The following is a 7,141-nucleotide window of genomic DNA, read 5'->3' on the forward strand; positions in this document are numbered from 1 at the left end:
ATGGCTCTGATCCACAGGATCGACCAGACTTTCTATCTGGGATATGTGCGCAACTGGGACGACATTATGTTCCGGCGGCGCATCCTGGAAGCGCTGTCGGCCGATTCCGAGATCCTCGATCTGGGAGCCGGGGCGGGCATCGTCGAGGCGATGAACTTCCAGGGGATTGCTCGCCGGGTGTGCGGTGTGGACCTCGATCCTCGTGTCGAATCCAACCCATATCTCGACGAGGGGCGTTCGGCCGACGCCGGCAAGATTCCCTATCCCGACGCGACGTTCGATCTCGTCTTCTCGGACAATGTCATGGAGCATCTCGACGAACCCGAAACCGTCTTCGCCGAAGCGTTTCGTGTGCTGAAATCGGGCGGTCGCTTGCTGTTCAAAACGCCGAACCGCAATCATTACATGGCGCTCATCGCGCGCCTTACGCCGCATCGATTTCACCAATGGTTCAACAAGCGCCGTGGGCGCGAAGAACTCGACACCTTTCCGACGTTCTACCGCGCCAATTCCGGCAGCCAAGTGCGGCGGCTCGCATCGGCCGCTGGGTTTGCGGTCGAGCGCATCGAACTGATCGAGGGCCGCCCGGAATATCTCCGCATCTCGACTCCCACCTATCTGGTGGGGCTGGCCTACGAGCGCACCGTCAATTTCACCGATCGTTTTTCGGGCCTGCGCATCGTGATGATCGCGTCGCTACGTAAACCCTGATTCATGACGCCGCCAGCCAAGTCGGGAAACGGGCTGTGGTGCAAATTTCACGAACGGCGATGAAGTTGGGTTCGGGCGTTCTTTGGATCAGGCGGCAAGCACGGAGGTCCAGATCGCCGGCGCTGTCTTGCCAGTCGTACAAAATTTGCTCAGCGCGAATTGACCTTTCCTGATTCGATGCATCGGCTCGATCCCGGCGATCGTGACGTAGGCCACTAGCGGAATGGGACTCGGATGCGGGCGCGCTATTCTCCTGGTCGATCATCCTGGTCGCGGCTTGCTGCGAAATTCGCGACGAAAGGGACGGTCACGACCGGCGCCGCCAGACACAGGGCGACGAGCCGCTCCGCTTCCGAGATCGCAAAATGGCGCTTGCGCCGTACCTTGGGTCATAGATTAGACCCTGGGGAGCAGGAGGGCTTGTCTGGTGAAAGAGTCGAGACGGAAGGACACATTGCTTACCGCGGCGGAATGCGCAGAGCGCATCGGCGTCACGGTCCGCGGCCTCAGAACCTATGAGCAACGCGGCCTTCTGACGCCGCGCCGTTCAACGAAGGGCTGGAGGCTTTACGGGGTAAAGGAAATCGCCCGCCTTCACGAGGTGCTCGCTCTGAAGCGCTTCGGCCTCAGCCTGTCGCGCATCGCCGCGCTGCTCGACGGCCGCGCGGTCGATCTCGAACGGACTCTGGGGATGCAGCAATCGACGCTCACGGAGCAACGCGAGCGCATCGACGAGAGGCTGGCGCTGGTCAACGCCGCCCGAACGAAACTCTCCGCCGGCAGGACGCTCTCGCTCGATGAGCTCATTACACTCGCAAAGGAGACGAAAATGACGCAGACATCGCTCGACCTGATCGCGCAGCGCCGCTACGAGCAGGCGCGCCCGCGCAAGATGACCCCCATCGATCCCGAGGTCTACGACCGCTACGTGGGCGTTTACCGTTTCGAGGCCGTCGGACTTACGATAACGATCACGCGCGACGAGAAACGGCTCTTCGAGCAGGTGACCGGACAGGCCAGCTATGAGATTTTTCCAGAGAGCGAGACAGAGTTCTTTCTGAAGGTCGTCCCGGCTCAGATCGTGTTCTCCATCGACCGCAACCGAACAGCGAACGCGCTGACGAACCACCAGAACGGTATCGAATTAGTGGCGAGACGGATCGACGAATCGGAGGTCGAGCGTGCAGCCGACGAGCTGACCCGCAGAATCCACGACAATCGGCCGCAGCCAGACAGCGGAGTGGCGATCCGCCGAGCGATCGATGAATCTCAGCGTGGAGAGATCGACTGCGCGCGCATGACAGAGCCGCTCGCCACATTGGCGCTCGAGCGAGCGGAGGCGATCGCGGCCGAGCTCGCCGGTAAAGGTGAATTGCGGGACGTTCGTTTCGACGGCGTCGGCCTGAACGGCTGGGACGTCTATCGTGCGCAATTCGAAAAAGGCGCGACCGAATGGCGCATCGACCTGGCGCTCGACGGCCGGATCAGGGGCCTTTTCTTCCGCGCGCTGCCCTGAGAGCCTCCCGAATCATCGGTCTGCGCCGCGGCGGCGGGCGAATGCGTTGCGACGATGGCGGCGCGGCAGGCGGTTGTGACCGCGCCGGCGCGCCGCCCGGCGTAATCGCAGCCGGCCGCGAAAATCTTTTCGGCAAATATTTAGACGCGTCCATCGTCGCCGCTGGAAAACCACGGCGCACCGATCCACGCGTCGGTCTTTCGGCTGCAACGACGGTCGGCTCGACCGCGATAGGCGTGTCGGGATCATGTCGGCGCATGGTGGGATCGTAACCAATAACGGCGCTTTGGCATGTCAATTCAGGAGATATCCGTCGAGCGTGATTTTGCGCGGTAGGCGTCCTTGGCTCGCGAACGCACGACGGAAAAACGCTTTGGCGGCCGCGACATCTCGCTTCGCGCGCAGCAAAAAGTCCACCGTCTTTCCCGCCTTGTCGACGGCGCGCACCAGAACCAATGTGACAACGCCTGCAAAATGCCGTGGCTGAACCCTGGAGCAACAGACAGAGGGTCAGATCAATCGGTTGAGAACGCTCGAGCGCTCTACGTACGGATGCGCTCGCCGATGTGCTGGCCCGCATCGCCGATCACAAGATCTCAGATCTCGCCGCCTGCCGCCATGGCGCTGGGCCACCGATCGGCAAGCCAAAAAGCTCGCCGCCCGATGTGCCTCGCCGGAGGCCTACGAAGAGCCGACAGTGCAGGTCTGATCTCAGAAATGCCAGAGCCGATCGCCGATCTTCGTAAGCGCCACGAGGCTCGTCGAGCAGCGACCAGCCGTCAGGAACAATTCGGCCAAAGGTCTTATCCAGGGTCGCGGCTCCCGTCTTTTCGCCCGGACTCGCCGCTTGCTGCTGCGCTTCACGCTCGTCGATAAATGTTCGAACCGGTCCAGGCCGAGGCAAGCGCGAATTGAATCCGCCCGCGTCTCTAGTCGCTTTTCGATATAACGCGCGAGGCTCTCGAACTGCTGAAAGTCTGGATGGTCCACATAGGATTTTTGCAGGCAAACGAGAGCCCTGACATAGCGGTCCGCGCCGACGCGCTCCGCGAGCTCATCCACATGGTCGATCAGACGATCCACGACCGCGCGCCAGGCGAAATACTCGGCCCTGAAAGCCTTGAAGGGCGCAGCGCTATGGACTCCGCAGAGTTCCGCATGGCTCGCGAATCCGTTTCCGCCGTGAATTCGATAAATGGTGAGGGGCGCATCGATGAGCGCGGCGCCGTTCAGAAGCCGCACGCCTTTGTTCAGATAAGTATCCCCGTGGAATCGAAGATCCATGAGAGGACCATCGCCGAGAAGCAATGTCAGGGCGTCTCGCCTGAAGCAATTCCCCGACGTCGGCGCATAGACCCAATCCTCCGAACTGAGCGGGTCCACGAAATGCACGCGAGATTCGACATCGTCGAGTGGCGCGTGTTCGAATGGCCAAAGGTCGCACTCGGGAGCGTCGATGCGACGCAGGCGCTCTTTGCGCAGTCCGCGCCCTGCCGCAATGTAATCGCTGAGGGTGGTCAAGGACGATCTGACAATGCGGCCGTTCGTCGACTGGAACATATCCGACGAGGTGAAACCGACTGCGATCCGTAGCGAGAGATGAACGAAGAGATGCGTCTCGACGAAGGCCGGGAGAAGTATGTCGTCGGCATCCAGAAAGACGACATATTCGCCGGAGCTCGCCGCGAGGCCCGTTCTGAACGCGGTTGTCTGCCCCGAATTGTCCTTATGCAATATTATGCGAACATGCGGTTCGTGGTGACGAATGCTCTCCAGGACGACATCGCTATCGTCGGTCGAGGCGTCATCGACGATGATGCATTCGATATGCGGATAGGTCTGCGCGAAGACCGAATCGAGCGCTTCGCGCAGGAAACGGCCATAATTATAATTGGTGATGATTATGCTGACCAACGGCAAGAGGCCTGCGAGATCGCGGCCGGACGCACGCGGGTTCGCAAGATGGCGCATTTTATTGTCGCCATTTTCTATCTTCTGAAATTGCGAGAAATTTTCCAACATGACAGACTCTACTCTTCAGATTGACCCGTGCGCCTGCATCGCGTCCCGCATCCATGCGAGCGCGGCGACGTCAACGTCGCAAGGTCGGCGATCCGGCATTGACCGTCGGCTCGCGGTAAGGGACGGCCGAAATTCCGAAGTTCCGCCCATACTGCTGGCGTATGGCCGGCATGTTGACGACGCCGGTCTTCAGGTCGGACGATCGAGCGTCTACGGGAGGCGCCTCGATGATCGGGCGGACGCGCTCGACGTCGCGCCTCAGCCGTCGATTGAGGCAGCCGAAAGCCAGATCGCCGCCGATTTGAACGTCGACGCAGGTTCGAGCCACAGGCGTCGGCGGCGCTCCGCCGCCGACGATGATTTCTCCGTTGGGCGTCGCGACGTCGTTCGCATGACACGGCGCGACGAGCGTCATCATCAGGATAGCGACACCGAGACATCTCATGTTTCGTCCCTTCGAACGATTGATTTGTAGCCATGGCCGCCTACGGGCCTTACCGCAACCGCACGGCGTTTGCGTTCGCTTGTATGACGATATGATCGAGGCGCGTGTTGATCGCGTCGAAATCGAGCTCGGCGCGGCCAGACGCCGCGAGGCAATTTCGACGACATCCGGCGACGAGCGCCGAGCGGAGTCGAGACGGCGTCACGTCTCCGAAGGTGGCGATCGGCACGATTCCGGCGACCGGATAGCCACGCGCCATCAGCTTGGCGCGCACGGCGAGGCAATAATCGACGGAGCGATGCGAAAAGCGCGTCTCTCCATGGCCTGCGCGATATTTCATGACCGCCGTGCAGAGATCGCCGCCAGCGAGCCGCCAGGCGCCTGCGAGATATTTCACGCCATAGCGAATATTGGTCTCGGGAACGGCGAGCCCTTCCATCCGACCTTCGAATCCCAGCGCTCGCGCCGTCGAGGGCAGCACTTGCATGAGTCCGATCTCGCCGACCGATCCTATGGCGCCGGGATCGTAGCCGCTCTCGACGGCCATGACAGCGTCGGCGATCTCGCCAGGCATTCCGGCGCGACGCGCTTCGTTTTCGGCCAGCGCACGATAGAGCGCTGGCGAGCCCGGCCGCGACGACGCCGCTTCCGGCGCCTTCGCCGAGCTTCGATCGCTGGTCTCTTCAGCCGCGAGAGGGGAAGCGACCGTGAGCGCGCCGAACATCGCCGCGACGAGCAGGAGAGCCGCGCGCGCATCGGCTGCGCTCCCATTATGCGTCCCGCCGCTCAATTCTTCGCCTGCAACGATAGTTTCAAATGCAGCGGCTGCGACATGTCGGCCGGCGGCGACGCGCCCACCTCCTGTCGCGTCAGAAGCGCGCGCAACACCTCCGCGTCCGCAGGATCGAATCCCTCCAAATCGACGCGCTCGACCGTCCCATTCGCCAGAATCCAGAGACGCGCCACGATGGTCGACGGCGAGGCGTTCTGCTGCGAGCGCGCTTCCAGGGACATTCGCAGCCGGCGGGTCTGCTCGCTGTCCTGTCCGAGCCAGTCCTGAACCCGACGCCCGACGAGCAATGCGTAATCCCGCCATGCGGCGGGAGCGCCGCCCGCCGAGTGGTAGGCGGCGGCCTGTGCCGGCGCGGCTCCATGGAGCAAGGCGCTCGTAGCGACGATCCCGAGTCCGAGCCGTTTCGCGAGAGCTTCCGTCAATCTATAGAGCGGCGATCGTCTGTGTTGCGCCATTGCGACTCTCGTCGTCTCGTGAATAGGCCCGCATGCGGGCGCGATCTATTCACGAGACGATGCGCGAGAGCGAAACCCGAAGCGTCACCATAAAAATTCTTTCGAAAGTTTAGCGCTGCGCATTCTTGCGCGCGGTCTTCGTCGTCACGCGCCTCGTCTCGAACATGGCGAATGTCTTGCTGCGCTCATCCTGCCCAAAAATGATCCGCGTCGGTTCTATCCGTGTTATTTTCCAACCATTTATATCGTCACCGACGCGAGCGGCGCGAACCTTGTCCATCGGATTGGGCCGGATGAAAGCGCGCGTTCCTTGCGCGTCGGTCAGCACGCCGAGCAGCACGACGGCCGGCGGCTCGGGCGGGGGTGGCGGCGGCTCGGCCTCGCGATGAGCCGTCGGGGTCGGCGGCGGCCGGCGGCTCGGCGAGAACAAAGGGAGGTCGCGCGTCGCGGCGAACCGCTCGAGCGGCTGGCGCGCCAGCGGATTGGCGTCGACGTGGGCCGGCGTCTCCTGCGCGGGGACATGCGAGGCGGCGAGAAGGGCGAGAGCGACGAGCAGCGAGCGTCTCATGACGCCGTCCGGCGCCAATGGGCGCGAAGGTTCAAGGTGACGCGCAAAAGCGGCTGCGAGCCGCCGCGTCGCGCCCCGTCCAGCGGCTGGAGCGAGAACGCCTCGACGAAGACATAAGGCGTCCCCGCCTCCAGCTCATAGAGCAGCGCCTGCAGCGCCGAGAGCTCCATGTCGAAGGTCGCCTGCAATTGGACGGCGTCGGCCGCCTCCTTGCCCATCGGCGGCGGGGCGTTGGACGAGGTCAGAGCGGCGTGCTGGGCCGCGACGAGGCGCGTGACATAGGCCTGCAATTGCGCGCCGGCGAGCGCCGCGGTCGGCGCCGCGAGAAGCGCCGCCTCGGGCGCGACGCCCCGGTCTCCCGGGCCGCCGGCGCGCTTTTGCGCCACTTCGAGCCGCGCCAGCGCGTCGCGACGCTGGGCGTTCTCCTCGGCCGCGCCGCCACGCCCGGCGAGCGCGAACAGCGCCGCCGCCCCGCAGACGAGGACGAGCCCCGCCAGCGCGCCGAGCGCCGCGCCCTCTTCGCGATTTATCCGAAGATCATCGAGCCGCATCGCTTCATCCTCCCGCCGGAGTGAGGCGCGCCGCGACACGCGCTTCTATGCTGAAAGTGAAGAGCCTGCCGTCGGGGCCC

General features: G+C 63.3%; 9 protein-coding genes. 2 read left to right on the top strand and 7 right to left on the bottom strand.

Translation table 11 applies throughout. The features are described 5' to 3' along the window. Together IY145_RS24530 and IY145_RS24535 are read left to right on the top strand one after the other, a co-directional pair. Nucleotides 1–711, top strand: coding sequence for a class I SAM-dependent methyltransferase (locus tag IY145_RS24530; RefSeq protein ID WP_196410882.1), 711 nt, complete (start codon nucleotides 1–3; stop codon nucleotides 709–711). A 427-nt stretch (nucleotides 712–1,138) separates the two neighbouring features. Then, nucleotides 1,139–2,227, top strand: a complete 1,089-nt coding sequence (locus IY145_RS24535) for a MerR family transcriptional regulator (protein WP_196410883.1) — start codon at nucleotides 1,139–1,141, stop codon at nucleotides 2,225–2,227. Nucleotides 2,228–2,521: 294 nt separating this feature from the next. On the opposite strand, the gene IY145_RS26025 is transcribed toward IY145_RS24535, so the two are convergent. From IY145_RS26025 to gspM, 7 genes are all read right to left on the bottom strand, one after another. Then, nucleotides 2,522–2,674 carry a DDE-type integrase/transposase/recombinase gene (locus IY145_RS26025; RefSeq protein WP_409455332.1) on the bottom strand — a complete coding sequence of 51 codons (153 nt, stop codon included), beginning with the start codon at nucleotides 2,672–2,674 and terminating at the stop codon, nucleotides 2,522–2,524. 264 nt (nucleotides 2,675–2,938) lie between these two features. Then, nucleotides 2,939–4,249, bottom strand: coding sequence for a glycosyltransferase family 2 protein (locus tag IY145_RS24545; protein WP_196410884.1), 1,311 nt, complete (start codon nucleotides 4,247–4,249; stop codon nucleotides 2,939–2,941). A gap of 70 nt (nucleotides 4,250–4,319) precedes the next feature. After that, complete coding sequence (locus tag IY145_RS26030) at nucleotides 4,320–4,694, bottom strand: hypothetical protein (RefSeq protein ID WP_246722429.1); 375 nt, start codon at nucleotides 4,692–4,694, stop codon at nucleotides 4,320–4,322. 49 nt (nucleotides 4,695–4,743) lie between these two features. Next, nucleotides 4,744–5,484, bottom strand: a complete 741-nt coding sequence (locus tag IY145_RS24555) for a lytic transglycosylase domain-containing protein (protein ID WP_246722430.1) — start codon at nucleotides 5,482–5,484, stop codon at nucleotides 4,744–4,746. Beyond that, the gene (locus IY145_RS24560) at nucleotides 5,481–5,942 is read right to left on the bottom strand and encodes a hypothetical protein (RefSeq protein WP_196410885.1); all 462 of its coding nucleotides are present in this window, start codon (nucleotides 5,940–5,942) and stop codon (nucleotides 5,481–5,483) included. The genes IY145_RS24555 and IY145_RS24560 overlap by 4 nt, the downstream gene beginning before the upstream one ends. 109 nt (nucleotides 5,943–6,051) lie before the next feature. Next, nucleotides 6,052–6,510 (bottom strand): hypothetical protein, encoded by a 459-nt coding sequence (locus tag IY145_RS24565; RefSeq protein ID WP_196410886.1) that lies wholly within the window; start codon nucleotides 6,508–6,510, stop codon nucleotides 6,052–6,054. Beyond that, nucleotides 6,507–7,061, bottom strand: a complete 555-nt coding sequence (gene gspM, locus IY145_RS24570) for a type II secretion system protein GspM (protein WP_196410887.1) — start codon at nucleotides 7,059–7,061, stop codon at nucleotides 6,507–6,509. The genes IY145_RS24565 and gspM overlap by 4 nt, the downstream gene beginning before the upstream one ends. Between the last annotated feature and the right edge of the window lie 80 nt (nucleotides 7,062–7,141).

This window comes from Methylosinus sp. H3A, from assembly GCF_015709455.1.
Taxonomy (GTDB): Bacteria; Pseudomonadota; Alphaproteobacteria; order Rhizobiales; family Beijerinckiaceae; genus Methylosinus.

Coding starts and splice junctions, on each gene's coding strand:
- IY145_RS26030 (WP_246722429.1), bottom strand. CDS start 4,694: ATGAGATGTCTCGGTGTCGCTATCCTGATGATGACGCTCGTCGCGCCG.
- IY145_RS24545 (WP_196410884.1), bottom strand. CDS start 4,249: ATGTTGGAAAATTTCTCGCAATTTCAGAAGATAGAAAATGGCGACAAT.
- IY145_RS24560 (WP_196410885.1), bottom strand. CDS start 5,942: ATGGCGCAACACAGACGATCGCCGCTCTATAGATTGACGGAAGCTCTC.
- IY145_RS24530 (WP_196410882.1), top strand. CDS start 1: ATGGCTCTGATCCACAGGATCGACCAGACTTTCTATCTGGGATATGTG.
- IY145_RS24565 (WP_196410886.1), bottom strand. CDS start 6,510: ATGAGACGCTCGCTGCTCGTCGCTCTCGCCCTTCTCGCCGCCTCGCAT.
- gspM (WP_196410887.1), bottom strand. CDS start 7,061: ATGCGGCTCGATGATCTTCGGATAAATCGCGAAGAGGGCGCGGCGCTC.